24 protein-coding genes, 1 tRNA gene and 2 pseudogenes are annotated in these 23,007 nt (G+C 63.8%); 16 read left to right on the top strand and 11 right to left on the bottom strand.

The features are described from left to right. A pseudogene (locus ACFOD9_RS11505) lies at positions 1-228 on the top strand (L-aspartate oxidase); the annotation flags it as partial. 20 nt (positions 229-248) lie between these two features. On the opposite strand, the gene ACFOD9_RS11500 reads toward ACFOD9_RS11505, so the two are convergent. Both ACFOD9_RS11500 and ACFOD9_RS11495 read right to left on the bottom strand, forming a co-directional pair. Beyond that, positions 249-866, bottom strand: a complete 618-nt coding sequence (locus ACFOD9_RS11500) for a trimeric intracellular cation channel family protein (protein ID WP_379510258.1) — start codon at positions 864-866, stop codon at positions 249-251. 37 nt (positions 867-903) lie between these two features. Next, complete coding sequence (locus tag ACFOD9_RS11495; protein ID WP_379510257.1) at positions 904-1,161, bottom strand: GlsB/YeaQ/YmgE family stress response membrane protein; 258 nt, start codon at positions 1,159-1,161, stop codon at positions 904-906. Between the two features lie 563 nt (positions 1,162-1,724). Here ACFOD9_RS11495 and ACFOD9_RS11490 point away from each other — a divergent pair. The 5 genes from ACFOD9_RS11490 to ACFOD9_RS11470 all read left to right on the top strand — a co-directional run bounded on the left by ACFOD9_RS11490 (position 1,725) and on the right by ACFOD9_RS11470 (position 6,453). Beyond that, positions 1,725-3,818: a ribonucleoside-diphosphate reductase subunit alpha gene (locus ACFOD9_RS11490; protein ID WP_379510256.1), complete on the top strand. Its 2,094-nt coding sequence runs from the start codon at positions 1,725-1,727 to the stop codon at positions 3,816-3,818. Positions 3,819-3,998: 180 nt separating this feature from the next. Then, entirely contained in the window at positions 3,999-4,367 is a 369-nt protein-coding gene (locus ACFOD9_RS11485; RefSeq protein WP_379510255.1) for a PepSY domain-containing protein, read from the top strand. A gap of 125 nt (positions 4,368-4,492) precedes the next feature. Then, a complete protein-coding gene (locus tag ACFOD9_RS11480) occupies positions 4,493-5,560 on the top strand; it encodes a ribonucleotide-diphosphate reductase subunit beta (RefSeq protein WP_379510254.1) in 1,068 nt (355 codons plus the stop codon). 258 nt (positions 5,561-5,818) lie between these two features. Beyond that, positions 5,819-6,046, top strand: a complete 228-nt coding sequence (locus ACFOD9_RS11475; RefSeq protein ID WP_379510253.1) for a hypothetical protein — start codon at positions 5,819-5,821, stop codon at positions 6,044-6,046. 116 nt (positions 6,047-6,162) lie between these two features. Continuing rightward, the gene (locus tag ACFOD9_RS11470; protein WP_379510252.1) at positions 6,163-6,453 is read left to right on the top strand and encodes a DUF1294 domain-containing protein; all 291 of its coding nucleotides are present in this window, start codon (positions 6,163-6,165) and stop codon (positions 6,451-6,453) included. A gap of 46 nt (positions 6,454-6,499) precedes the next feature. On the opposite strand, the gene ACFOD9_RS11465 is transcribed toward ACFOD9_RS11470, so the two are convergent. The 3 genes from ACFOD9_RS11465 to ACFOD9_RS11455 all read right to left on the bottom strand — a co-directional run bounded on the left by ACFOD9_RS11465 (position 6,500) and on the right by ACFOD9_RS11455 (position 8,036). Continuing rightward, positions 6,500-7,147, bottom strand: coding sequence for a hypothetical protein (locus ACFOD9_RS11465; protein ID WP_379510251.1), 648 nt, complete (start codon positions 7,145-7,147; stop codon positions 6,500-6,502). An 86-nt stretch (positions 7,148-7,233) separates the two neighbouring features. Further along, on the bottom strand, positions 7,234-7,542 hold the full coding sequence (locus tag ACFOD9_RS11460) for an alkylphosphonate utilization protein (RefSeq protein ID WP_379510250.1): 309 nt from the start codon (positions 7,540-7,542) through the stop codon (positions 7,234-7,236). 95 nt (positions 7,543-7,637) lie between these two features. Next, entirely contained in the window at positions 7,638-8,036 is a 399-nt protein-coding gene (locus ACFOD9_RS11455) for a thermonuclease family protein (protein ID WP_379510249.1), read from the bottom strand. A 301-nt stretch (positions 8,037-8,337) separates the two neighbouring features. Here ACFOD9_RS11455 and argB point away from each other — a divergent pair, with 301 nt between their 5' ends. The 4 genes from argB to ACFOD9_RS11435 all read left to right on the top strand — a co-directional run bounded on the left by argB (position 8,338) and on the right by ACFOD9_RS11435 (position 11,376). Next, on the top strand, positions 8,338-9,249 hold the full coding sequence (gene argB / locus ACFOD9_RS11450) for an acetylglutamate kinase (RefSeq protein WP_379510248.1): 912 nt from the start codon (positions 8,338-8,340) through the stop codon (positions 9,247-9,249). Positions 9,250-9,340: 91 nt separating this feature from the next. Beyond that, positions 9,341-9,637, top strand: a complete 297-nt coding sequence (locus ACFOD9_RS11445; protein WP_379510247.1) for a YggT family protein — start codon at positions 9,341-9,343, stop codon at positions 9,635-9,637. Positions 9,638-9,653: 16 nt separating this feature from the next. Then, entirely contained in the window at positions 9,654-10,556 is a 903-nt protein-coding gene (gene folD, locus ACFOD9_RS11440) for a bifunctional methylenetetrahydrofolate dehydrogenase/methenyltetrahydrofolate cyclohydrolase FolD (protein WP_379510246.1), read from the top strand. 43 nt (positions 10,557-10,599) lie between these two features. Then, positions 10,600-11,376, top strand: coding sequence for a hypothetical protein (locus ACFOD9_RS11435; RefSeq protein WP_379510245.1), 777 nt, complete (start codon positions 10,600-10,602; stop codon positions 11,374-11,376). Here the strand turns inward: ACFOD9_RS11435 and ACFOD9_RS11430 are convergent, their stop codons facing one another. Both ACFOD9_RS11430 and ACFOD9_RS11425 read right to left on the bottom strand, forming a co-directional pair. After that, positions 11,377-12,003, bottom strand: coding sequence for an LON peptidase substrate-binding domain-containing protein (locus ACFOD9_RS11430; RefSeq protein WP_379510244.1), 627 nt, complete (start codon positions 12,001-12,003; stop codon positions 11,377-11,379). 14 nt (positions 12,004-12,017) lie between these two features. After that, positions 12,018-12,920 (bottom strand): tetratricopeptide repeat protein, encoded by a 903-nt coding sequence (locus ACFOD9_RS11425; protein WP_379510560.1) that lies wholly within the window; start codon positions 12,918-12,920, stop codon positions 12,018-12,020. A gap of 210 nt (positions 12,921-13,130) precedes the next feature. Between ACFOD9_RS11425 and ACFOD9_RS11420 the strand changes: the two genes are divergently transcribed. From ACFOD9_RS11420 to ACFOD9_RS11395, 6 genes are all read left to right on the top strand, one after another. Continuing rightward, positions 13,131-13,205, top strand: a tRNA-Gly gene (locus tag ACFOD9_RS11420). A gap of 416 nt (positions 13,206-13,621) precedes the next feature. Then, the gene (locus tag ACFOD9_RS11415) at positions 13,622-14,245 is read left to right on the top strand and encodes a hypothetical protein (protein WP_379510243.1); all 624 of its coding nucleotides are present in this window, start codon (positions 13,622-13,624) and stop codon (positions 14,243-14,245) included. A 25-nt stretch (positions 14,246-14,270) separates the two neighbouring features. Then, positions 14,271-15,371 (top strand): helix-turn-helix domain-containing protein, encoded by a 1,101-nt coding sequence (locus ACFOD9_RS11410; protein ID WP_379510242.1) that lies wholly within the window; start codon positions 14,271-14,273, stop codon positions 15,369-15,371. Positions 15,372-15,469: 98 nt separating this feature from the next. Further along, entirely contained in the window at positions 15,470-17,065 is a 1,596-nt protein-coding gene (locus ACFOD9_RS11405) for a hypothetical protein (RefSeq protein ID WP_379510241.1), read from the top strand. 58 nt (positions 17,066-17,123) lie between these two features. Beyond that, positions 17,124-17,702 (top strand): hypothetical protein, encoded by a 579-nt coding sequence (locus ACFOD9_RS11400; protein WP_379510240.1) that lies wholly within the window; start codon positions 17,124-17,126, stop codon positions 17,700-17,702. 9 nt (positions 17,703-17,711) lie between these two features. Continuing rightward, a complete protein-coding gene (locus ACFOD9_RS11395) occupies positions 17,712-18,632 on the top strand; it encodes a Kiwa anti-phage protein KwaB-like domain-containing protein (RefSeq protein ID WP_379510239.1) in 921 nt (306 codons plus the stop codon). Between the two features lie 128 nt (positions 18,633-18,760). Here the strand turns inward: ACFOD9_RS11395 and ACFOD9_RS11390 are convergent, their stop codons facing one another. From ACFOD9_RS11390 to ACFOD9_RS11375, 4 genes and pseudogenes are all read right to left on the bottom strand, one after another. Beyond that, positions 18,761-19,954, bottom strand: a complete 1,194-nt coding sequence (locus ACFOD9_RS11390) for a GIY-YIG nuclease family protein (RefSeq protein WP_379510238.1) — start codon at positions 19,952-19,954, stop codon at positions 18,761-18,763. Then, positions 19,947-22,028 (bottom strand): DEAD/DEAH box helicase, encoded by a 2,082-nt coding sequence (locus tag ACFOD9_RS11385; protein ID WP_379510237.1) that lies wholly within the window; start codon positions 22,026-22,028, stop codon positions 19,947-19,949. Before ACFOD9_RS11385 ends, ACFOD9_RS11390 begins: the two co-directional genes overlap by 8 nt. 3 nt (positions 22,029-22,031) lie before the next feature. Beyond that, positions 22,032-22,286 carry a type II toxin-antitoxin system RelB/DinJ family antitoxin gene (locus ACFOD9_RS11380; RefSeq protein WP_337829537.1) on the bottom strand — a complete coding sequence of 85 codons (255 nt, stop codon included), beginning with the start codon at positions 22,284-22,286 and terminating at the stop codon, positions 22,032-22,034. 139 nt (positions 22,287-22,425) lie between these two features. Beyond that, positions 22,426-22,929: pseudogene (locus ACFOD9_RS11375) on the bottom strand (type IIL restriction-modification enzyme MmeI); the annotation flags it as partial. Positions 22,930-23,007 lie beyond the last annotated feature (78 nt).

The raw sequence follows: 23,007 nt of genomic DNA, 5'->3' as shown, positions 1-23,007 counted from the left end.
CGGCTGGAACGCGCGGCGCACCGGATCAAGCTGCTGACCGACGAGGTGGGCGACTATTACGGCCACTTCCGGGTAACGACCGACCTTATCGAGCTGAGGAACCTGCTGCAGAGCGCCGACCTGATCGTGCGCTCGGCGCTCAAGCGCCACGAGAGCCGGGGGCTGCACTATACGCTCGACTATCCGCAGACCCGGGCGACCGCCAAGGATACCGTTCTGGTCCCCTAGGGTCGGGTGCCGGCGCGGGTTCAGTGCCCGCGGTGCGGCGGCAGGGCCAGCTTCCAGCGGATCGCGGCGCCCCGCAGCGCCAGCCCGGCGGCAAAGCCGATGGCGGCCGGCCAGGGCGCGGCCAGGCCGGCGGCGGACAGGCCGGCGAACAGGGCCGCGGCGATGACTGCGGCGGTCACATAAAGCTCGTGGCGCATCAGCACCGAGGGCTGGCCGGCGGTGATGTCGCGGATTACCCCGCCAAGCGAAGCGGTGATCACCCCGGCGGCGGCGGCGGGGACTGGCGGTACGCCCCAGGCGGCGGCCTTCGCCGCGCCGTAGACCGCATAGGCGGCAAGCCCCACCGCATCGAACCATTCGAGAGCCCGCTCCGGCCACCAGCGCAGCGGGACCAGCCAGGCGGCAAGGGCCACGACCAGGCACAACACGACCGGCATGGCATCGTGCATCCAGAACACCGGCGCGCCGATCAGCAGATCGCGCAAGGTGCCCCCGCCGGTCGCGGTGACCAGGGCGAAGAAGCAGGCGCCGATGAAATCCAGCCGCTTGCGCGCTGCGGCCAGCGAACCCGAAGCGGCAAAGACCATGATCCCGCCGATATCCAGCCACGGCATGATCGGCGCGAGCGAAAGGGTCATCGCGGCGCTCCAGCCACGAGAGGGGGCATGGTCGGCCTCAATGCCAGCCGAAGTGCCGGCCCAAGAAGATCAGGACCATGGCCCCCAGCACCGAGGCGAGGCAGCCGGCGCGGTTGAAGCCGGCATCGTAGCCCGCCGGATCGCGCATCCGGATCACGAAATTGGCCAGCAGCGAACCGCCCACGCCGAGCAGCACGGTCATGATCCAGCCCGCCGGGACCGGGCCGGGATAGAACAGCCGCGCCAGGGCGCCGATGACGAGGCCCGAGACGATCGCGCCAATCAGGTTGAACACTGGCCTTGCCTCCTTTCGTCGGCCGCGCCGCCTGGTGCCCGGGATCGGCGGGCAGGATACGCGCTGGGTCGGCAGGATACACTGGCCCGGTGCGTCCGCAATGATGTTGCGCGGCCCGATTCCATCGTGAGTCAACGGCGCTGCCGGCCTGTCCACCGGCAAAAATTTTTTCACAGTTTCACTTTGACTCTTGCACAGCGCGCCAGTGCCGCTTGCCCCGCGCGTCGCGCAGCATGGGTAGGGGTTGAACCTGAGGCCGGCCACAATATCTTGGGGGTGAACCGGTGGGCGCCCCCTTGCGCCGGTTTCAGGATGAGGCACTATCCAGCCCGGTCCGACGACCGCGAGGCCTTTTCGCCAGCCCTGTTCCCGCTTCGCGCCGCAAGCGCGCACGGGGGCGGGATTCGGAGCAAGGGAAGCGCAGATCGGGGGGCGGGCCACAGGGTGGTTAATTTTCATTCCCGTTTTGTTCTCGCGCGATGGAAGGCTGGGGCGTAAGATGCCCGCACCCTTTCCGATTCGCCGGCGGGGCGGGGACGGTCGGCGTGGTGCGGATAGAACGAATGGGGGCGGCAGTGGATTTCAAGAGCGGAGACGACGCGGTGTCGGGCGCGGATGTGACGGGCGGGGCGGAAGCGGAAGCTTCGCTGTTCGGCGATGTCGGCGCACCCACCGCGGGCGGCGCGACCAACCAGGAGGCGGGCGCAGGCCCGGCAGTGGCGATGACGGACAAGACCGATGCTGGCAGCGCTGGACTGGTTGAAGGTGGGCTGGTCGAGAAGCTGGGGGCCGAAGCGCTCGCCGGCGCCGTGGCGGGCGTGGCCAAGGCCGCGCGGGTCGATGATTCCAAGTCGGTCCAGCCGCGCCGCTTCACGATTCGGACCGATGTCGCGCGCGATGCCCTGCTCACCGATTTCGGCAAGGACACGCTCGACGATCGCTACCTGCTCCCCGGCGAGACCTACCAGGATCTCTTCGCCCGCGTGGCCGATGCCTATGCCGACGATCAGGATCATGCCCAGCGGCTTTATGACTATGTCTCGAAGCTGTGGTTCATGCCGGCCACCCCGGTGCTCTCGAACGGCGGCACCGGCCGCGGCCTGCCGATTTCGTGCTACCTGAATTCGGTTTCCGACAGCCTGGAAGGCATTGTCGGCACCTGGAACGAGAACGTCTGGCTGGCCAGCCGCGGCGGCGGGATCGGCACCTATTGGGGCAATGTGCGCGGGATCGGCGAGCCGGTTGGCCTCAACGGCAAGACCAGCGGGATCATCCCCTTCGTCCGCGTGATGGACAGCCTGACGCTGGCCATTTCGCAGGGTTCGCTGCGGCGCGGCTCGGCCGCCTGCTACCTCGACGTCTCGCATCCCGAGATCGAGGAGTTCCTCGAAATCCGCAAGCCCAGCGGCGATTTCAACCGCAAGGCCTTGAACCTCCACCACGGCGTGCTGCTGACCGACGAGTTCATGGAAGCGGTGCGCGATGGCGCCGAGTTCAAGCTGCGCTCGCCCAAGGATGGCTCGGAGCGCGGCACGGTCGATGCGCGCTCGCTGTTCCAGAAGCTGGTCGAGACGCGGCTGGCCACGGGCGAGCCCTATATCGTCTTTGCCGACACCGTGAACCGGATGATGCCCAAGCATCACCGCGACCTGGGGCTGAAGGTTTCCACCTCCAACCTCTGTTCGGAAATCACGCTTCCCACCGGGCGCGACCACCTGGGCAATGATCGCACGGCGGTCTGCTGCCTGTCCTCGCTCAACCTGGAAACCTGGGACGAGTGGAACAGGGACGAGCGTTTCATCGAGGACGTTCTGCGCTTCCTCGACAATGTGCTGCAGGACTATATCGACCGCGCGCCGGATGAAATGGCCCGCGCCAAGTATTCGGCCATGCGCGAACGCTCGGTCGGCATGGGGGTGATGGGCTTCCACTCGTTCCTGCAGATGAAGGGCATCGCCTTCGAGAGCGCCATGGCCAAGGCCTGGAACCTCAAGATGTTCAAGCACGTCGCCGGCAAGGCCGATGAGGCTTCGCTGCTTCTCGCGCAGGAACGCGGGGCCTGCCCCGATGCGGCCGACATGGGCGCGATGCAGCGCTTCTCGTGCAAGATGGCGATTGCGCCGACCGCCTCGATCTCGATCATCTGCGGCGGCACCTCGGCGTGCATCGAACCGATCCCGGCCAACATCTACACCCACAAGACCCTCTCGGGCTCCTTCGTGGTGAAGAACCCATACCTGCAGAAGCTGCTGGCGGCGAAGTCGAAGGATTCCACCAACGTGTGGAACTCGATCCTCGAGCATGGCGGCTCGGTCCAGCACCTCGATTTCCTCTCGCCGGAGGAAAAGGCGGTCTACAAGACAAGCTTCGAGATCGACCAGCGCTGGCTGCTCGAATTCGCCGCCGACCGCACGCCGTTCATCGACCAGGCCCAGTCGCTCAACCTCTACATCCCGGCCGATGTCGACAAGTGGGACCTGATGATGCTCCACTTCCAGGCCTGGGAGCGGGGGATCAAGTCGCTCTATTACCTGCGCTCGAAGTCGGTCCAGCGCGCCGGGTTCGCCGGCGGGGTCGAGGCGGACAACACCGCCGAGGCGCCGGTGATCGAACTGGCCACGCCGACCGACTACGAGGAATGCCTTGCTTGCCAATAGGGGCTGCCGCTGAGGCAGCCCGGGCGGGCAGGACATTGACCATGACCATTCCGCCCACCCCGGCAGGAGCGTTCGCCAGGCCAGCCGCCTTGCGACAGGGCGCGACATTTTGCGCGTTGCCCAGCGCCGCCCGTGCTGCTCAGGCGCGGCCGGGTCGCGTAATCGAAAGGGCTGGATTTCATGCGGAAGTGGCATCGGTGGTTGGCGGTGGTGTTCGGGGCGTTCCTGGTGTGGATCGCGATAACCGGCGTGCTCAGCCAGGTCGTGCCGTGGTTCGTGCCGCGCCCGCAGGTCTCGGCGGCCGCGCTGCCGGCGGGCTTCGTCTGCCCGGAAACCATGACCTGCCGGCCCCGGCCTTCGGGGCCGAACCTGGTCGGCACGCTCCATCACCTCCATTCGGGCGAGAGCTTCGGGCCGCTGGGGGTGTTCGTGGCCACGCTTTCGGGACTGGCCATGGTGTTCTTCAGCCTGTCGGGCCTGTGGATGTATGTCCGGATGTGGCGCAACCGCGCGGCCCGCAAGCTCAAGCCCGGCTGGTTCTGGAACTAGCGGCCGGCGTTCGCAAGGCGTCCGGCCGGAGCGCGCCGTTTTCCCCAGCCGCACCGGCTGGTCGCCCTTCGTTTGCGCCTCCGCGCAGCCTATATTGAACGCCTGACCGAAGAGAGATTCGCGCCATGCCCCTTCTCGAAGCCCGCAAGACCTACAAGCCCTTCGAATATCCGTGGGCCTACGAGTTCTGGAAGCGCCAGCAGCAGGTCCACTGGATGCCCGAGGAAGTGCCGCTCGGCGAGGATTGCCGCGACTGGGCGCAGAAGATCTCCGAGCATGAGCGCAACCTGCTCACCCAGATCTTCCGCTTCTTCACCCAGGCCGACGTGGAAGTGCAGGATTGCTACCACGACAAATATGCCCGGGTGTTCAAGCCCACCGAGATCAAGATGATGCTGGCCGCCTTCTCCAACATGGAGACGGTGCACATCGCCGCCTATTCGCACCTGCTCGACACCATCGGGATGCCCGAGAGCGAATACGGGATGTTCCTCGAATACGAGGAACTGCGCGCCAAGCACGATTATATGCACACCTTCGGGGTCGATTCCGACGAGGATATCGCCCGCACCCTCGCCATGTTCGGCGGCTTCACCGAAGGGATGCAGCTGTTCGCCTCCTTCGCCATGCTGATGAACTTTCCGCGCTTCAACAAGATGAAGGGCATGGGCCAGATCGTCTCGTGGTCGGTGCGCGATGAAAGCCTGCACTGCGAAGGCATCACCCGCCTGTTCCACACCTTCGTGAAGGAGCGCGATTGCCTGACCAAGGCGGTCAAGGAAGACATCATCGACTGCTGCCAGAAGACCGTGCGGCTCGAAGACGCCTTCATCGACCTCGCCTTCGAGCAGGGGCCGGTCCCCGGCATGAGCGCGAAGGAAATCAAGCGCTACATCCGCTACATCGCCGATTGGCGGCTGGGCCAGCTCGGCCTGCCGGCGGTCTACATGATCGACGATCACCCGCTGCCCTGGCTCGCCCCGCTGCTCAACGGCGTGGAACACGCCAACTTCTTCGAAACCCGCGCGACGGAATATTCCAAGGGCGCCACCCGGGGCGACTGGCAGACCGTCTGGGCCAGCTTCGACAAGCGCCGCAAGGCCAAGGAAGCCGCCAACGGCGAAGACGCCGGCGAAGGCTCCACCGAGACCGAGATCGATATGTTCGGCGCGGCGGGCATCGCGGCGGAGTGAGTGGAGCCCGGCGGGGCTGAAGGGGCAAGGGATTGATGCGAGGGGCAACGCCCCTCGCGCTCCCGAATATGCGGTGACGAGCGCATTCGCCCGCCGGCCTTATCTGAAGGTTTGCAAGCCCGCCCCCGGCCCATCCCGCAGGTGAGAGGGGAACCTGTTTGCGCCATTCCGGACATCGTTCGCCCGCATTGCCATCCCGCCGCCGCAGGCATACCTTTCCTCTCAGGCCAAGCCCCGGTTTGCAGAGGAGGAATTCCGATGCCGTCTGTTGCCTTGCGTTCGTTTGTCATGGTCCTGCCGCTGGCCCTTTCTGCTTGCGGGCCGAAGGCGCCGGAGCCGGCGGCTTCGCCCACGGTCGAGGGGAGCGATGCTGCCGAGGTCTCGACCGACTGGACGGTCGAGAATCCGACCGATCCGGCCGTTCCGGTCGATCTTCCCACCACCCACATGACCAACCAGTCCGTCGCCACCGCGCCGGCGAAGTGACGGCGGCCTGAGCGGACGGGCGCGCGCCAAGGCGCGGCCTCGGGCATCCTTCGGCAAGCGCCGGCCGGGCGGGGCCGGGGCTTCCCGCCGGGCGCCATCCTGCCTAGACGCGCGCCATGCCTTCCGATCCCGCTTCGCTCGTTGCCCTCGCCCTCCTTGCGCTCAACCTCATCACCCTCGCCCTGTTCGGGCTGGACAAGGCGCTGGCCCGCGCCAGTCGGCGGCGCATCCCGGAGGCGCGGCTCCTGGGGCTGGCGCTGCTGGGGGGAACTCCGGGCGCCTATGCCGGACGCGCGCTGTTCCGCCACAAGACCCGCAAGCAGCCGTTTTCGCGCCAGCTCGGTGGGATCGCGGCGATGCAGGTGCTGGTGGCCGGCGCCGCGCTGGGCTGGTGGCTGGGCGGTTGAGCGAACAAGGCGCCGGGGCGGCTGGCGCGGCCTCGGCGCGGGGCGGTCAGAACAGGGTCATCTGGATCGGCGGGTTGCTGCCCGCGCCCCCGGCGGTGGTCAAGGGCAGGGGCAGGGCGCCCTGGTAGCCGGTGCCGTTGGAGAAGGCGCCGCCCACGTTGAACACGCTGCGCTGCGTGGTCCACAGTTTGGCGTTTCCGGCCTGGGCGGCATTGCCGGTGCGGTGCAGTCCGGGAATGTAGATCTGCAGGATATCCTCGTCGGGAAACCACACCGACATCTGCCGGCTGCCCAGTTCCGCCTCGGTCACCGCCTTGCCGATGCCGTACCACACGCTCAGGTCGCAGGTCAGCACGATCGAGGCGAACAGGGTGCAGTCCCCGCCCCAGCCCGGATGAATGGCGTAGGCCGAACGGGCGGCGCCCGCCTGGTCGTCCCCGCCGCGCGCCCAGGTTACCTTGTTGAAATCGTAGTAGGTTGACCACCACGGGCTTTCGTAGACGGCCTCAGGGGTGTTTGGAACCGTCTGCCCGGTGGCCTTGTCCAGCCGGAAGCGGTGGCCGGCGCGGTAGAGGCAGGTCTCGGCCGGCAGGATCGCATCGGATGCGTTGTGGATCCCGCTTTCGACCTCGGCCAGAACCTGGCTGTCGGTCATCCATTTGCCATTGGCGGTATGCGTGTGATCGATCGGCACGGCAGCACTCCCTCGCAGCGCGACCCGCGGGGCTGGCGAGGGTTAGCGCAGGCCGCGCCGGTCCGTCAAATCGCTGGCCCGTCCGTTCACCGCTTGCGGACGAATTCCGCGCGCAGGACCAGCCCCTTGATCCCGTCGAACCGGCAGTCGATCTCCTGGGCATCGCCGGTCAGGCGGATCGACTTGATCAGCGTGCCCTGCTTGAGCGTCTGCCCCGCGCCCTTGACCGTGAGATCCTTGATCAGGGTGACCTGGTCGCCATCGGCCAGCAGGTTGCCGACCGCGTCGCGCACTTCGACCACGCTGGCGGCGGCCTGCTTGGCGGCAAGTTCGCTGGCGGGCAGCCATTCGCCGCTCTCCTCGTCGTACACGTAGTCTTCGTCGCTGTCGGCCATGGGATACTCCGGAAGATGGGCGGGCGGCGGCCCGTGGCGGGCCATAGGCCGGGCCGGGCGATTTGCCTAATCCGATCGCGGGCCGGGGGTGGGGGTCAGGCGCCGCCCGCCGGGTCGATGGCGCCGCACCAGTCCGAGCGGCGGCCGCGCCAGGGTTCGGCCAGCCGTTCGCGCACCAGTTGCGCGCCCAGGCTCTGGCCGTGGCGCACGACGATCCGCAATTGCCGCCCATAGCGGTCGCGGTCGCGCGCAGAGGGAGCCAGTTCGAAGGGGCCGGCGTTGAGCAAGGCGATCAGGCGGCGGGTGGCCGCATCGCCGCGCGCCTGTTCGCCGGCGCAGCGCGCGCCGTGGGTTTCGGGCGCGTTGATATCGGCGATGCGGATCTTCTCGCCGGCGAGCCAGAAGGTATCGCCATCGACGACGCAGGTGGTCCGCGGGCCTTGCGGGCAGAGCGAGAAGGCGGCGGCAGCGAATGCGATAAGGGGGAGGGCCATTCACCCACAAGGACGGCAAACGAATGCCGGTTCCCATTCGTGCAAATACGTGGTTTCCCGCCGGAATGGAGGGAAATTCATCGGTTTTGCAAGGCGTTATGGGCCGGACCCGGCTTGCCGGCACGCAGGCGGGCCGGTTTGCCTGCCGCCCGCCGATCGCGCGTGCCGCCGATCCGGCGGTGAAAGTCCGTCCGCCCGCTCCGTTTCGGACCGGGTCGGCGAGGGGGCAACGGGACTTGCCTGCCGCCGCGCCGTCGTAAAAGCGCTTCAAATTGCGCGCGCAGCAATTAAGGGGCTATCCATGACCATTCCGCAAGACGCCACCCGCGATCCCGCGATGCTCGCCAAGGCCGAGACCCTGGTTGAGGCGCTGCCCTACCTGCGCCGCTATGCGGGCCGCACCTTCGTGGTGAAATATGGCGGCCACGCGATGGGCGATCCTGAACTCGCGCTCGATTTCGCCGAGGATGTGGTGCTGCTGAAGGCGGTGGGGATCAACCCGGTGGTGGTCCACGGCGGCGGGCCGCAGATCGGCGCCATGCTCAAGAAGCTGGGCGTGGAAAGCCGCTTCGTCGATGGCCTGCGCGTGACCGACAAGGCCACGGCCGACATCGCCGAGATGGTCCTGTGCGGCTCGATCAACAAGGAACTGGTCGGCTGGATTGCCAATGCCGGCGGCCGGGCGCTGGGCATCTCGGGCAAGGATGGCGGGCTGATCACCGCGCGCAAGGTGGAAAAGACCGCGCGCGATCCCGATACCGACGAGATGCTGAGCGTCGATCTCGGCTTTGTCGGCGAACCCGACGTGATCGATACGACCGTGATCGACACCGCCATCGCCGCGGGGCTGATCCCGGTGATCGCGCCGATCGCGCGCGGCCACGATGGCGAGACCTACAATGTCAACGCCGATACCATGGCCGGCTCGATCGCGGCGGCGCTGGGCGCGGCGCGGCTGTTCCTGCTGACCGACGTGGCCGGCGTGCTCGACAAGGACAAGAACTTGCTGACCGATCTCACCCCGGCCGATATCGCCCGGTTGGCTGAGGATGGCACGATCAGCGGGGGCATGATCCCCAAGCTGGAAACCTGCGTCCACGCGGTCGAGGCCGGCTGCGAGGCGGCCGTGGTGATCGATGGCCGGGTCAGCCATGCCATGCTGATCGAGGTCTTCACCTCGAAGGGCGCGGGAACGCTGATCCGCAAGGGCTGATGCGGGCGGCGCGGCCACCCGTGCCCCGTGGACGCGGCTGTGCCGAACGGCTAAGGGCGGGGCCAAGACCACCCATGCGAAAGGCGCCGCGGTGCTGTTCCTGACCCTGTTCGAAATCGTCGGCTACCTGATCTCGATCGTCGTCACGCTGGTTATCGTCCAGTTCGTGATGAGCCTGCTGATCAGCTTCAATGTCGTGAACCTGCACAACAACGTCGTCGCCGCGATCTGGCACGCGGTGAACGCGCTGCTCGAACCGGTCCTGCGGCCGATCCGCAAGATCATGCCGGCCACCGGCGCGCTCGATCTTTCGCCGATGGTGCTGATCATCGGGCTGACGATCGTCCAGATCGTGCTCAAGAACATGGCCTACGCGGCCCTCTATTGAACGGAGCGACCCCCAAGTGACCGATCTCATCGACGGCAAGGCCTTTGCCGAGGGCCTGCGGAGCCGGGTTGGCGAACTGGCCGCCGCCTTCACCGCGCAGACCGGGCGCAAGGCGGGCCTCGCGGTGGTGCTGGTGGGCGAGGACCCGGCCAGCCAGGTCTATGTCCGCAACAAGGGCAAGCAGACCGTAGCCTGCGGCATGGCCAGCTTCGAGCACAAGCTGCCGGCCGAAACCAGCGAGGCGGACCTGCTTGCCGTGGTCGAGGCGCTGAACGCCGATCCGCTGGTGGATGGCATTCTCGTCCAACTGCCGCTGCCCGCCCACATCGACGAGCAGAAGGTGATCGCCACGATCAACCCCGACAAGGACGTTGACGGCTTCCACGTGGTCAACGCCGGGCGGCTGGCCGTGGGCCTGCCGGGCTTCGTGCCCTGCACCCCGCTGGGCTGCGTGATGCTGCTCAAGGACCGGCTGGGGAGCCTTTCGGGCCTCGATGCCGTGGTGATCGGGCGCTCGAACATCGTCGGCAAGCCGATGGCCCAGTTGCTGATCGCCGAAAGCTGCACGGTCACCGTGGCCCACAGCCGCACGAAGAACCTGGCCGAGGTGGTGCGCCGCGCCGATATCGTGGTGGCCGCCGTGGGCCGCGCCGAAATGGTCAAGGGTGACTGGATCAAGCCCGGCGCGACCGTGATCGATGTCGGCATCAATCGCGTTCCGGTCCCGGCCTCAGCGGGCTCGGAAGGCAAGACGCGGCTGGTCGGCGATGTCGATTTTGCCTCGTGCCAGGGCATTGCCGGGGCGATCACCCCGGTGCCGGGCGGGGTCGGCCCGATGACCATCGCCGTCCTGCTGCGAAACACCCTGGTCGCCGCCCACCGCAACAGCGGCCTCGCGCTCGCGCCCGACGCAATCTGAGGCGGACAGCCTGGGTTCACGCGCGGGCGGGCAGCCTGGGGCGATGAACCGCCTGTTTCCGCGCTGCGCCCTCCTCGCCCTGGCCGCCGCCTGCGCCGCGTCCGCCGTGGCCCGGGACCGCGCCGACGACCCGCCCGAAGGTGGCGCCAGCGGCCGGGGCGCCTTGCACGGCTATGCCAATCCCAGCGCGGCGATCGCCGCCGAACTCGCGCTTGATCGCGATGGCGCGGCGCGCGGGACATGGACCGCGCTGGCCGCCACCGCCGCGCCCGAGGCCGTGGTCTTCTCGCCGAAGCTGGTCTGGGCGCGCGATGCCTTCAAGGGCCGGGCCAATTCGGCCCTGCCCCGGCGCTGGCAGGTGGGCGCGGTGTGGTCGAGCTGCGATGGCTCGCTGGTCGTCGCCCGCGGGTCGTTTCGGGAAGGCGAGGGGCGGGAAGGCGAGGGGCGGGCGGGCTGGTTCGCGCGGGTCTGGCAGCGGCAGGGCGATGGCCGCTACAAGTGGCTGGCCTCCGCCACGGGCGCGCAGCCCCATGCGGATGCCGAGCCGGACATGATCGCCGCCGCCGTCGCCGATTGCCCCACGCGGCCCGCGCGGGCCGACGGCGATGGGTCGCACCAGCCGGGCAAGGCGCCATTGCCGAAGCACCGGGAACCCGCGCCGCTCGATCCGCTCCTGCGTGCGGGCGCCGCGGCTGATGGAACCCTGCGGTGGACCGCTCGCGTCGATCCGGACGGCACGCCGCGCCTCACCGCCATCTGGCGCAAGGACGGGACCGAGCAGACCCTGCTCGACGAGCGGCCGCCGACGGGCGGTTCCTGACTATTGCATCGTCGTCCGGTCGTCGTCGGAATCGCGGCGGGCGTAGAACTGCATCGCCTGGATCATCAGCTCGCAGCGCGCGGCGAGGTCGGGCGCTTCGAGCAGCGCCTGCTTGGAGGCCGGATCGAACGGCGCGATCTGGGCCACCCCGTTGACCAGGCTCTGGTCATCGAGCCGGGCGACCGATTCCCAATCCACCCGGTAGCCCTGGATCGCGGCGAAGCGGCGGGCCTCGCGTTCGAACGAGGCGCGTTCCACCGCGGCCAGCGATTCGTGCTCCGGTTCGGCGAACAGTTCGCCATCGACCTGGCGGAACGGGGTGGACACCTCGCGTTCGCGGATCACCCGGAAGCGGGCCTCGCCTTCGAGGATCAGCTTGAAGCGGCCGTCGGGCAAGGCCTCCACCTCGCCGATCCGGCCCAGGCAGCCAACCGCATAGAGCGGCGCGCCCTCTACCGGCTGCTGCGGCTGGATCATCCCGATCCGCCGGTCGCGCGCGAGGGCGTCGGAAATCATCGCCCGGTAGCGCGGCTCGAAGATGTGCAGCGGCAGCTGGAGGCCGGGATAGAGCATGGCGCCGGGCAGCGGGAAGATCGAGATGCGCTGGGTGCTCGGCGGCGTGGCCATCGGCGGTGTCCCGGTCAGCCGAACAGGATCGTGGAAAGCTTGCGCCGCTGGCCGGCCACCCACGGATCCTCCAGCCCGACCGCCTCGAAGATCTGGAGCAGCCTGGCGCGCGCTGCACCCTCGTTCCACTCGCGGTCGGCCGAGACCATCCGCAGCAGGGTTTCGGCGGCCGTATCGCGCTCGCCAGAGGCGAAGGCGGCGCTGGCGAAGGCGAGCTGCGCGTCCATGTCGGCCGGGCGCTCGGCGGCGGCGGCACGCAGGGCGGCCAGTTCGCTGTCTTCCGGCCGGTTGCGGGCCAGTTCCAGCGCGGCGCGGGCCTGGGCCACGGCGGGATCGGCGGCGAGCCTGGGATCAAGCCCGCCCAGCGCGGCCTCGGCCTCGTCCACCTGGCCGGCCAGGGTGAGGGCGCGGACCAGCCCGGCGGCGGCCGGCGCGCTGTCGGGCGCCATGTCGCGGATCTGGGCGTAGATCGCAGCGGCGCGTTCGCCATCGCCGGCCGCCAGCACTTCCTCGCCCATGGCCAGCAGCGGCGCGATATCGGGGGCCGCGCCGGCCCCGCCCGGCTGGATCGGCAACTTGGCCAGCAGCTGGTCGAGCATGGCCTTGAGCTGGCTTTCGGAGCGGGCGTTGGTCAGGTCGGCGATGGGCTGGCCCTGGAACACGGCATAGACCGTGGGGATCGAGCGCACCTGGAACTGGGCGGCGATGAACGGTTCCTCATCGACATTGACCTTGGCGAGGACCACGCCCTTTTCGGCATATTCGCCGCAGACCTTTTCCAGCAGCGGGGTGAGCGCCTTGCACGGCCCGCACCACTCGGCCCAGAAATCCAGCACGACGAGGCTGGTCATCGAAGGTTCGGCAACGGCCTTGCGGAAGCGGTCAACCGCCTTCTGTTCGTCGATGCTCAGACCCATGCTTGCCACGCGAATACTCCATGCCGGGCGCGCGCCTGATGCCTGGCGCGCGCGGTTCCCGCCAATGTGGGCACGGCGGCGCATTTGTGAAGCAAAAAAGCGGTTGCCGAATTTTGGCCAAGAAACCCCTTGCAGCCCATGGGGACCGTTGCTAATGGGCCGCCTCCACCCCGGCGGTGGCCTTCCACAAGGCCCCGCCGCGAAGCCAGAGCGGGCGTAGCTCAGGGGTAGAGCACAACCTTGCCAAGGTTGGGGTCGAGGGTTCGAATCCCTTCGCCCGCTCCAGTTTTTCCACGGAAAAGCAAGCAGTTAAGCGACCCCAACGGGTCGCTTTTTCTGTTTACGCGCCTCGCAAAATCGCAAAAGTAAGCACCGCGTAAGCGACGGAACCCGCAGGAACGGCGGTGTTTAGGTGCCTCCCGGCGGTGGACAACATCCAGTTGGTGATTTTGGGTGGGCTTATGCGGCTTTGCGTTGGTCGATTGTGGGTGGCGCACGCCCAGATGCGACGTATCGGCACTGCTTACGCACGGCATGGAATCTGCTTACGTGTGGCGGTATTTCGCTTACGCGACGAGATCGCACTGGTAAGCATAGCCCAATGGTCACGGCATCCCGCACGATCAATGCGTTTGAACGCTGAAATCAGTTTACATGTTTGCGCTTGGTTGACAAATTTGAAAATTTGCCCATCATGCAGCGTGAGATTTATGCAGGGGGCGATCGTGTCGAAAACCTATCCGTGGGAATATCATAGCGATTTGACCGAAGACCGCATCGTTGCGGTGGCGCGAATGATCGTCGATGGGCGCCAAGCCGCAGTCGAGCTCTTCGATGAAGAAAATGGTGACAATGGGTGGACCCTAGGTTGCCGTGCGTTTCAGTTCGGGAGGGCACGCATCTTGCGTGCCGTGGATGAAGGCGCATACGACTGGCTCGGCGTCGTAGACCGGTCACTCCAGCTTATCTTCACGATCGGCGAAGTTCCTCTCCGCATCTACCGTGGTGAGGCGGACGAGCCCACTGATCGTACAATGCGACAGAGCTTGCCCGAACTTCGCCAATTGGGCTTCTCGTTTGATGACTGCGACGAGGGACGCGAACTTGCCTATCGTTTGGCCATTGAAACGGACGTTGATGGTAGTGTGATTTCGGTCAAGTTCGTCGGACTTCGGGGTGAGACGGCTATCCTCAATTGGGATGTACCGCTCGACAGCCGTCGTTTCAGTGGTGCGATTGGCCGTCCTGCCAGCGAGAGTGTCGAACTAGAAGCACCGGCCATCGGTGTGCGCGATCGCGAAGGCGAGACCAAGACGGGCGGTTAGGCTGCCGGTGCGGCGAGAGGCACTTATGGTTTCATTCGCTTTTTATGGCGATCGACTCAGGCTTGCCCGGGTCGCGCTTGGGCTCACGCTTGAGCAACTCGGCACGCGTGTAAGCGCGACACGCCAGTACCTGAATCAGCTCGAGCAGGGCATCAAGGTGCCGACTGAGGAAATGCGCGACGCGTTGGCTGACGCCCTGGGCGTCGGGAGGCATTTCTTTGGGCTTCCCGTGGACCTCGGAATCCGGCCGGAGCAATGCCACTTTAGGAAGCAGCGCACGACGCCTCTTACCATTGTAAGTCAGGTTTTAGCTCGAGGCACTCTGCTTGACGGTTTTGTGAGCAGGCTCGATCGCGAGCTCAAGCTGCCCGACGTTTCCTTCCCCGACATTCCGGTCTCAACGCTTAGTGACGTGGAGGATGTCGCGGATGCTGCTCGGGCGCATTGGCAGCTTGGCACCGGACCGGTTTCAAGCATGATGCGTGTGGTTGAGAATGCAGGTGCGGTAGTTAGCTTCTTCGGCGGTGTTTCCGAACGGGTCGACGCGCTGTCAATAGATGCCGCCCGCCCCATGATTATTCGTAGTGATGCGAAGCCGGCCGCATGTCGGCTCCGCTTTGACCTTGCGCATGAGGCCGGACACCTGATCATGCACCGGGGCGTCCAGACCGGGGACAAGGAAACGGAGGACCAAGCCAATCGGTTCGCAAGCGCCTTCCTGCTTCCCCGGTCTTCATTTGTACACGAGTTCCCCCGTTCACGTTTTCTGGATTGGGCCGAGATCTTTAAACTCAAATTGAGGTGGAAGGTGTCAGCTGCAGCGATACTGCGCCGTGCCTATGATCTCCGCATGATCTCTGCCGATCAGTATCGCACAGGGTACATCCATCTCAGCAAGACAGGCCAGAAGCGGCAAGAGCGCTATGATGACATTATCGCTTGTGAGGTTCCTGAACTTTTGCCGCGCGCTCTTTCCGCCCTCGAGACCGCCTATCCTGGTTCTGTCGGACGAATGATCGGTGAAAGTGGGCTCGAGCGTGAAATGTTTGGCCGTGTGTCCGGTCTAGAGCTTCCCGAGGCCGAGGTGAGCGACGCGAACGTGACGCCATTCCGCTCCTACGTCTGACTCTGGGCGCAGCCCTGCGACGTTTGACTGAGTGGTTCTACAGATGGACATGACGGTGCGCAGGGGGCGATCGAAAAGTAAGCAATTGGGCAATGGCAATGGATAATGACGACAGTGCTAACGGCGAGCGCCCCAGAGACAAGCCTTCGGAAAGCGTACGCGGTGAGCCAATAACGATAGCCGAAGCAATCGCACGCAGCGGCCGGGGCGTCACGACCGAGAATCTCGCACGTGAACACTTGGAATCGCCGGCTGCAAAAATCGCGAGAGAGCTTTACGATTCACCTACGGCAAAGCTTGCTCGCGATCACGCAAAATCCCCTGCGCAGCAACTAGCCAAACAGATCGCGGATGTGCTTGGCCCGACCTTTGGCGCTGCCGAAGCCGCGCGAACCGAAGCAATGCGCAAGATGCTCCAGCCGTCTGCGGAGTTGTCCGCAAGTCTCAAAGCGATACAGCCATTGGCTATCGACCAGGCCAAGCTCGCTTCGATCGGGGCGATCATACCCTCGATCGACCCGAAGGTAATTGCGGCAATCCAAGGCGTCCAGCCGCTCAAAATCGATCCAGCCTTGGCGCTCGCTGTCAGCCAGGCACAGCGGACACTCGAAGAAGCCATGCGCCCACTTGGTGGTATCGGTTCGGTGATCAAGCAATTCGAAGATCAGCAGCGCGCCATCCAGAAATCGCTTCTGGCATCGTTGGCTGGGCCGTGCGGCGACATTGCCCGAACCTCACAATGGGCCAGCACTCTTGGCCGAGTTGACACTCCTGCGCTTGCCAAGCTTCTTGGAAGCGGCCTTGGATCAGCGGTCGATGGCATACGCAGCGCTATAGCCAAAAACTTCATTGGCTCGGCCGCGCTCGATCAGGCCAAAATGAGCGCGATGCTTGGGTTAACCTCCCGGTTCGAGGCAGATTTCGCGGCGACGCAACTTAAAATGTCAGCTCTAGCCGGCATTGGCGAAGCGTTTGATAGGGGCAGTCATTTCCATCTCGACGCCTACCATTCGCTGTTCGGCGAATGGCGAACTCGCGTCGATTTGCCGGAGAATTTCTGGCGCGACAGGCGCGTGCGCAAGCGCATGTACCATGAGGCTGAGGTTGATGAAGGGCTGATCGCAGCCGAGCCCGGTATGGCGCTAGAGATCATGATCGAAAGCGGGCTGACTGTCGGCCTTCGCTCTGAGGTCAGCGCTGTTGCGGTTGTGACGCTTGGCGAGGTCTCGATGACCGTGCGGTCACGCGGCACCAGCAAGGATGCCTATGCGCTGGTCGGACGGTTCGAGCAGGAGCTACGCGCCTATGTTGAGCGCAAGCTCAAGGAACGCTGCGGCCAAGACTGGTTCAAGCTGCGCGCGTCGAACCTGATCGGCAAAGCGAAGGAGATCCGCAAAGCGGCGATGGCGCGCGGAGAAGCGTTCGCATCGCTGATCAATTTTACCGAGCTGGGTGACCTGTCGGGAATCGTTCAGAGCACGAAAAACTGGGATGAAGTTTTCGGCGACGTGTTCGTCGAAAAGACAGGATTCGACCATGATATGCAAAAGCTGATCGCAATCCGACGTCCAACAATGCATATGCGCCGGATCGACGGCGTGCGCCTCGTTGAAGTGGTCTGCGTATTGCAACGCCTATCGGAGCAAATGGCTGACGATGGCGCATGGAAGCTTGCGGCTGAGGCTGATCATTAGCTAATTGGCGAGACTATCATATTCAAAAATATACCAACCTACTCCCCGGATCAGAAACATGCAGCTTAGGATTTACGCAGCAGGCATATTGTTCCTGGGTTCGTACCTGCCCCTGAGCGTAATTTTGCTCGTTCAGAATTTTCGCTATGATCTATGGGGTTCGGAGATTTGCACGGAATGGCGACCATTCAATTGCATCATTCCGCTTCGTCAACCGATTATAAGCCTTTCCTTTGTCGCGATTTGCCTCGCGTGCTTTGTCTTCACTCTCATTGTACTCAATGCAATCAAGGTTCGCCAACAGGCTGTGGTGTCTGAGGTTAAGCACATCCCTACAGATCTTATGAATTATGTACTCCCCTATGTCGTGTCGTTTATGGGAATAGACTACAATGACATAGGGAAATTCGTGGGATTCATCGTGTTTCTGGCTTGGATATTCATCATAACTTACAAGTCAGAGAGAGCCATCATGAATCCGGTTCTTACCGTTTTTGGCTGGAAGCTGTTTGAAATTAAACACTCGTCGCCGGGCGGGCAAGTGGTATCCACTTCAATGGCTCTATCTCGCATCAACCTGAATCCAGGAGATACCTACAAGGTAAATGCTGTTCAGGAAGTGCTGGTCGTAAAATAGGGGGATTTCGTGAGCGCTCTTGAAGATTTTAAGGCATTTGACGTTGCAGGCGGCGCCTTGAGTCTATGGACATTCCGGAAGTCGCAGCGCCAAGGCGCGGCCGTTCCAACCTATGCCGGACATTGGGTGGGCATAACCGAGACGCTGGAACAAGCGCTGAAGGCCGCGATTATGGCGGCACGCGACCAGATTACCGAAACTATCGAATATGAGCTTTTGGCGCAGAACAATGAAGGCAGCGCCCTTACCTTGACGACGCTTGAAACGAATGCAGGCTTGGTGATCGACGCAGCGAAGGACGAATTGCCCGCAAAAAAGGCTCGAAAACTCAAGGATCTTCAAAATACCGAATTCTACACGGTTAAAATTGTATCCAATGGCGAGGTTTTTCACGCAATTTGTCGCGCCAATGATTCTTGGAAGACCAAGAAATTTACCGGTTTGCTTCCTGTAGTATTTTCGGATGATGAGTTGGAGCTGGAGGAATCTCCAGCATTTTCCCTTTCAAAGCGTTTTGATTTTTTCGTCCTCGCGGATCATGTCCTCATATCCAGTAAGGGGAATTTTGAGTCTGTTATGAGTTATAGGCAGGCGCACGCGCATGAGTTTACCGAACTTCAGGCAGAGCCAGAATTTTCAGAAACATTCACCGACATTGCAGAAATAATAAACTACGTTGGATCGAACAAAATTCAATTAAGGCGGAGTTTTGCAATCCGACAAAAGGGTCACTACAAGAACCAAGGCTTCATGGAAGCACTGCGCGCAAATCACGGGCAGGCGGGCCTAAAGATAAACTTTGATGCCGCAGGCCGCATCATTCCTTGTGCCGCGACGTGCCCAGACATTTTCCAAGCCCTGCTTGACCATAGGCTCATGTCGTTATTTTCAAAACAGAATTACGATGTCCCGAGCGCCTCTACAGTCTGACTGCGAAGCCATTCGCATATCGCTTTGCTATGTGACTTGATTGACCAGCTCCCGCTGATCCTGCAAACATATAATTGGGAGATGTGCATCCTGGTCGCGGTCGAAGCCCTGCCGTTCCGGATGTCTGGTCATTTGACCTCAACAAATTGAGCTCTGATGGGGTCATATTGGTATTCCGTGATACTCCCGTCGCTTATCCTGACCACCAGCTCATCTATCGCATTGAGTGGTGCCAGAAACCATTCGCGGGGCTGAACGGTCTTGCCGAAGCGATCTCCGGCTGACAGGTCGAGCCGTGCCGGAGCGAGGGCGCGGTGGATCACGTTTTCGAGCTTGATCCGGTTGATGTTGTAGAGCCGGTACTCGGCGACCACCTCGACATCGGCAAGCAGAAAGGTCGGGTCATTCCTGGCATTGGCAATCCGGCTCGCGACAGGCTGTCCGGTCACGCCGATCTTGTGGATCAGGTCTCGATGCTCATCGACATAGGGGTGGGCTGACTTGCTGCGCAGGACGTAGATGGTTCCGCTGGCGAGGTCATCGGGCTCCGCAGTATCGCCAAACAGCGGTCCCGCACTCTGCTCGGTGATCCGGCGCGCGGTATCGTCGCGATAGAGTGCCTTCTGGAAGGAACGGGACAGCACGCTGGCCTCGGTCGCGTTGTCGTAGATCACCCGGACGCGGCGATCCTTGCGTTCGTACTGTGTGACAAACTCGTCGGTCGACGCGGCGACATAGGCCAGTTGGCCGCCGACAATGAAGAAATTGCCGGGCTGGATCTCGGCCAGTGTCACCTCGGTCTGATCGAGCACCTTGGCCTGGCGGTTGCCCGATGCAAGATCGGCCTGAACCCGCTCGAACAACGGCGTGAAAGTGTCGAAATCCTCGCACCGTTCGCGGTTGCCGATTTCCTCCGCTGCGCGTTTTTCCGCCCGCGGGGCGACGTGGCGAAGTTGGGAAATGTCGTCCTCGGCATGAGGCTCAATGCCCAGTTCCGCGAGCAGAGCTGTGTCATCGAGACTGACCGGCGCCGCACCGACGATCGACGTTCCCTCGAGAATGCCGTCCGTATCGAGCGCAGCCAGCAGCTCACGCGCGTCTGGCTGCGCGCGGAGACGATCAAGGCGCACGGCATAGAGCCGCTCGAAGATATCGCGCTCCTCGCCGTGCTGCGGCAGGCGGCCATGTTCGGTCACGAACCGCTGGATATCCTCGAACCCGGCAATGATCCGCTCCTGAAGCGGAGTCAGCGAGCGCGCAGGCTCCACCGCCGTCTCGACGCCCAGCTCTGCCAGCAGTTCGAGGTCACTGAGGTCAGCCATCGGTGGTGGCCTTCGCCGCATGGCGCTGCAGGAACGCGACCCCCTCCGCCATTTTGCGCTCCCAGGCATCCTGCGAGGTCAGCGACGGCAACCGGCCCCGTTCGCGCTTGAACTCCAGCGCACGCTCGGCCAGCGCACGGGCATCGTCGTAGGTCAGCTTGTCCTTCTTGGCATTGATCACCGCCTGGACCTGGAGCAGCGTCTTCTCGTCCATCGCCTTGGCCAGCACGGCATAGGTCGCGCTGAAGGGATTGACCCGGTCGATCAGGTCGATGTCGAGGTCGGTCACGCTGAGCGCGAACTTGCGCACGCCGTCGATGAAAGCGGTGTTGGCCTTGAGGTCGCCGTCGACGCCGGCACCGCTGATCGCGGCCTTCGCCTGCTGGGTCAGCGTCATCGCCGCGACCGCATGCTGGCGCACCGCCTCCTGGTCCTCTTCGGTGAGCTCGGGATACTTCTCGCGGATGATCTTGCCCATCTTGAGCTGGGTCAGTTCCTCCGGCACGACCTCCGGATCGAACATGCCGCGCTCCAGCGCCGCCTTGTCCTGCACAAAGCTGGCGATCACTTCGTTCAGGTCTTCGCGGCAGATCCTCGTCGCTTCGATGCTGGTCGGCAGCTTTAGGCCCTTGATCTCGAAGTGCATCTGCCCCTGGGCGTTGACGCCGACGTTGAGCTCGCCTTCCTTATAGCCCTCCTCGCCGTAATCAAACCCCGGCTTGGGACCGGCGTCCTTGGGCGTGAAATCAAACCGGGGTGCCAGTACCTGCTCCATCAGCAGGCTCGCGGCGATCGCCTTCAGGTAGTCGTTGATCGCATCGATCACGAGCGGGTCATCCGCCGCCGGCTCCGCGATCAGGTTGGTGAAGCGGGCACGGGTCTTGCCCGGCGCATCGCGGGTGGCCCGGCCAATGATCTGGATGATCTCGGTGAGGCTCGAACGATAGCCGACGGTGAGGGCATGTTCGCACCAGATCCAGTCGAAGCCTTCCTTCGCCATGCCCAGCGCGATGATCACGTCGACGAAATCGCGGTCGTCGCGCCCCTTGGGCGATTTGAGCGCGGAGACTACCCGGTCGCGCTTGGCGGCATCGTCGTCGACCAGATCGGCCACCTTGATGACTTGGCCCGCCGCCGTGCGGATTAGGTGGAACCCCGTCTCGGGATCGACACCCTGCCAGTCACCGAGGTGGTTCATGATGTCTTCGGCCTCGCGGTGCTTGTCCTTGAGGCTTTCCTTCGAATTGACCGAGGGAATGTGGACGATGGTCTTCACCGTCGGGTCGAGCAGCGCCGAAATCTTCTCGGTATAGGGGCCGGTGTAGAAGCTATAGCCGATGTCGAGCACCTTCAGGTGTTCGTACCCGTTGAGCTGCTCATAATAGGTATAGGTGACGGTCTCGAACTTGGTCTCGTCTTCGGGCGCCAGCACCGGGATCGCATCGCCCCGGAAATAGCTGCCGGTCATGGCGACGATATGCGCCTTGTCGCGCCCGATCATCTGCGCAAGCTGGGCGCCGAGCCGGTTGCCAGCATCGGCAGAAACGTGGTGAAATTCGTCGATGGCGACCAGTCGATTGTCGAAGGCTTCGACGCCCAGCTCATCGAAGGCAAAGCGGAATGTCGCATGGGTACAGACCAGCACCTTGGCATCGCTGGTGAGGAATTCGCCGACCGCCTTCACCTTGGACTTGGCGACCTTGGGATCGTCGGCGCCCGGTGTGTTGCACAGGTTCCACTGCGGAGCGACCACCCAGTCGGCGTAGAAGCCGTACTTGCTCAGCGGCTCGCTGCCGAAGCTTGCTCCGATCGAGCGTTCGGGCACGCAGATGATCGCTTGGCGGACCCCCTGATTGGTCAGCTTGTCGAGAGCCACGAACATCAGCGCGCGGCTCTTGCCTGAGGCCGGCGGCGACTTGATCAGCAGATACTGCTCGCCACGCTTTTCATAGGCCCGTGCTTGCATGGGGCGCATGCCAAGCTCGTCCGACTTCGCAGATGCGCCGGTGTGGGCGGTCTTGAAGGAGGCTGCGGGAATGATCTTGTCGACGGTCGAGGGTTGCGGGGTGGTCATGGGCTATTCGGCTTTCGCATCTGTCGCGGCAGCGGCCGCCTGTTTCCGGCGGATGATTTCTTCCGCCTCGGCAAGGGCGGCCCGGGTTTCGGCATTGGGCACTTTGAGTTCGAGAGGGAAAGCCTGGTCGGTCGCGATGCGATGCAGCAACAGTCGCACAGCATCGGACACGGACAGGCCCATGGCATTCAAAGCCTCGGTAGCCCGCGCCTTCAGGTCGTCGTCGACCCGGACGTGAATCATGCTGCTGCCCGCCATTCCAAGTGCCCTCGTATCTCAAATGAGACTGTGCGGCGGCGGGTTGCCGAAGTCAAGAAATCGAGGAGCACGCCAATGTCAGAAAGGCGCAAAGTTACTGACATACTGATCCGGCAATATCAGAAACTTCCGCTGCCCATCACGCTGCCTTCGCGCTGGTCATCCGGGTGTAGAGTTCGAACAGCTTTTCCAGCCGCTCGGTGTCGTTGCGGAAGCGGCGGCCGATGTAGATGCGTTCCAGCACCTCGTCGTTGCGCTCATGCGCGTGACGGAGGTTCTCCGGCATCTTTTCGGGATCGTAGAGATCGGCGATCGTCGCCGGGAAATGGGCCTCGCGCGCCAGCAGAATGTCCTCGGCACAGCGGGTGAGATCGGCCTTGTTCTGCTCAGTCAGCTTGGGCACGGGAAAGGTGTTCCAGCCGAGGGTGTTGGAATAGGAGAAGTCGGTACGCATGCGCACACAGACGGTGCCGATCCAGACCCAGTGAAGGCGAGAGGCAATGATTGCCATATTCCAAAGCGGGGCATCGTAGAGAGCGTAGCACTTGTTCGAGATGGCGGTCTGGCTGTCAACCAAACCCACGGGAAGGAATGGCCGCTGCTCTGACGAAATCGCCGGAACTACAATAGTGCCTTTCTTGCCGATTCTCATAATTTTAGGCTCAGGACTCATTGATCACAACCAGTAGCAGCAGGTTGCGGCGATGGAGATGGCGGACAT

The organism is Novosphingobium bradum (assembly GCF_042646485.1).
GTDB classification, from domain to species: Bacteria; Pseudomonadota; Alphaproteobacteria; order Sphingomonadales; family Sphingomonadaceae; genus Novosphingobium; species Novosphingobium bradum.
The sequence above is the reverse complement of the archived record's forward strand: the minus strand, read 5'-3'. Positions and strand labels throughout refer to the sequence as shown.

Excerpts from the sequence above, each read along its gene's own strand:
- ACFOD9_RS11405 (WP_379510241.1), top strand. The coding sequence starts at position 15,470 with ATGGATAATGACGACAGTGCTAACGGCGAGCGCCCCAGAGACAAGCCT.
- ACFOD9_RS11490 (WP_379510256.1), top strand. The coding sequence starts at position 1,725 with ATGGGGGCGGCAGTGGATTTCAAGAGCGGAGACGACGCGGTGTCGGGC.
- ACFOD9_RS11430 (WP_379510244.1), bottom strand. The coding sequence starts at position 12,003 with ATGGCCACGCCGCCGAGCACCCAGCGCATCTCGATCTTCCCGCTGCCC.
- argB (WP_379510248.1), top strand. The coding sequence starts at position 8,338 with ATGACCATTCCGCAAGACGCCACCCGCGATCCCGCGATGCTCGCCAAG.
- ACFOD9_RS11475 (WP_379510253.1), top strand. The coding sequence starts at position 5,819 with ATGCCGTCTGTTGCCTTGCGTTCGTTTGTCATGGTCCTGCCGCTGGCC.
- ACFOD9_RS11385 (WP_379510237.1), bottom strand. The coding sequence starts at position 22,028 with ATGACCACCCCGCAACCCTCGACCGTCGACAAGATCATTCCCGCAGCC.
- ACFOD9_RS11410 (WP_379510242.1), top strand. The coding sequence starts at position 14,271 with ATGGTTTCATTCGCTTTTTATGGCGATCGACTCAGGCTTGCCCGGGTC.
- ACFOD9_RS11470 (WP_379510252.1), top strand. The coding sequence starts at position 6,163 with ATGCCTTCCGATCCCGCTTCGCTCGTTGCCCTCGCCCTCCTTGCGCTC.
- ACFOD9_RS11425 (WP_379510560.1), bottom strand. The coding sequence starts at position 12,920 with ATGGGTCTGAGCATCGACGAACAGAAGGCGGTTGACCGCTTCCGCAAG.
- ACFOD9_RS11455 (WP_379510249.1), bottom strand. The coding sequence starts at position 8,036 with ATGGCCCTCCCCCTTATCGCATTCGCTGCCGCCGCCTTCTCGCTCTGC.
- ACFOD9_RS11460 (WP_379510250.1), bottom strand. The coding sequence starts at position 7,542 with ATGGCCGACAGCGACGAAGACTACGTGTACGACGAGGAGAGCGGCGAA.
- ACFOD9_RS11500 (WP_379510258.1), bottom strand. The coding sequence starts at position 866 with ATGACCCTTTCGCTCGCGCCGATCATGCCGTGGCTGGATATCGGCGGG.
- ACFOD9_RS11400 (WP_379510240.1), top strand. The coding sequence starts at position 17,124 with ATGCAGCTTAGGATTTACGCAGCAGGCATATTGTTCCTGGGTTCGTAC.
- ACFOD9_RS11435 (WP_379510245.1), top strand. The coding sequence starts at position 10,600 with ATGAACCGCCTGTTTCCGCGCTGCGCCCTCCTCGCCCTGGCCGCCGCC.
- ACFOD9_RS11380 (WP_337829537.1), bottom strand. The coding sequence starts at position 22,286 with ATGGCGGGCAGCAGCATGATTCACGTCCGGGTCGACGACGACCTGAAG.
- ACFOD9_RS11480 (WP_379510254.1), top strand. The coding sequence starts at position 4,493 with ATGCCCCTTCTCGAAGCCCGCAAGACCTACAAGCCCTTCGAATATCCG.
- ACFOD9_RS11390 (WP_379510238.1), bottom strand. The coding sequence starts at position 19,954 with ATGGCTGACCTCAGTGACCTCGAACTGCTGGCAGAGCTGGGCGTCGAG.
- ACFOD9_RS11485 (WP_379510255.1), top strand. The coding sequence starts at position 3,999 with ATGCGGAAGTGGCATCGGTGGTTGGCGGTGGTGTTCGGGGCGTTCCTG.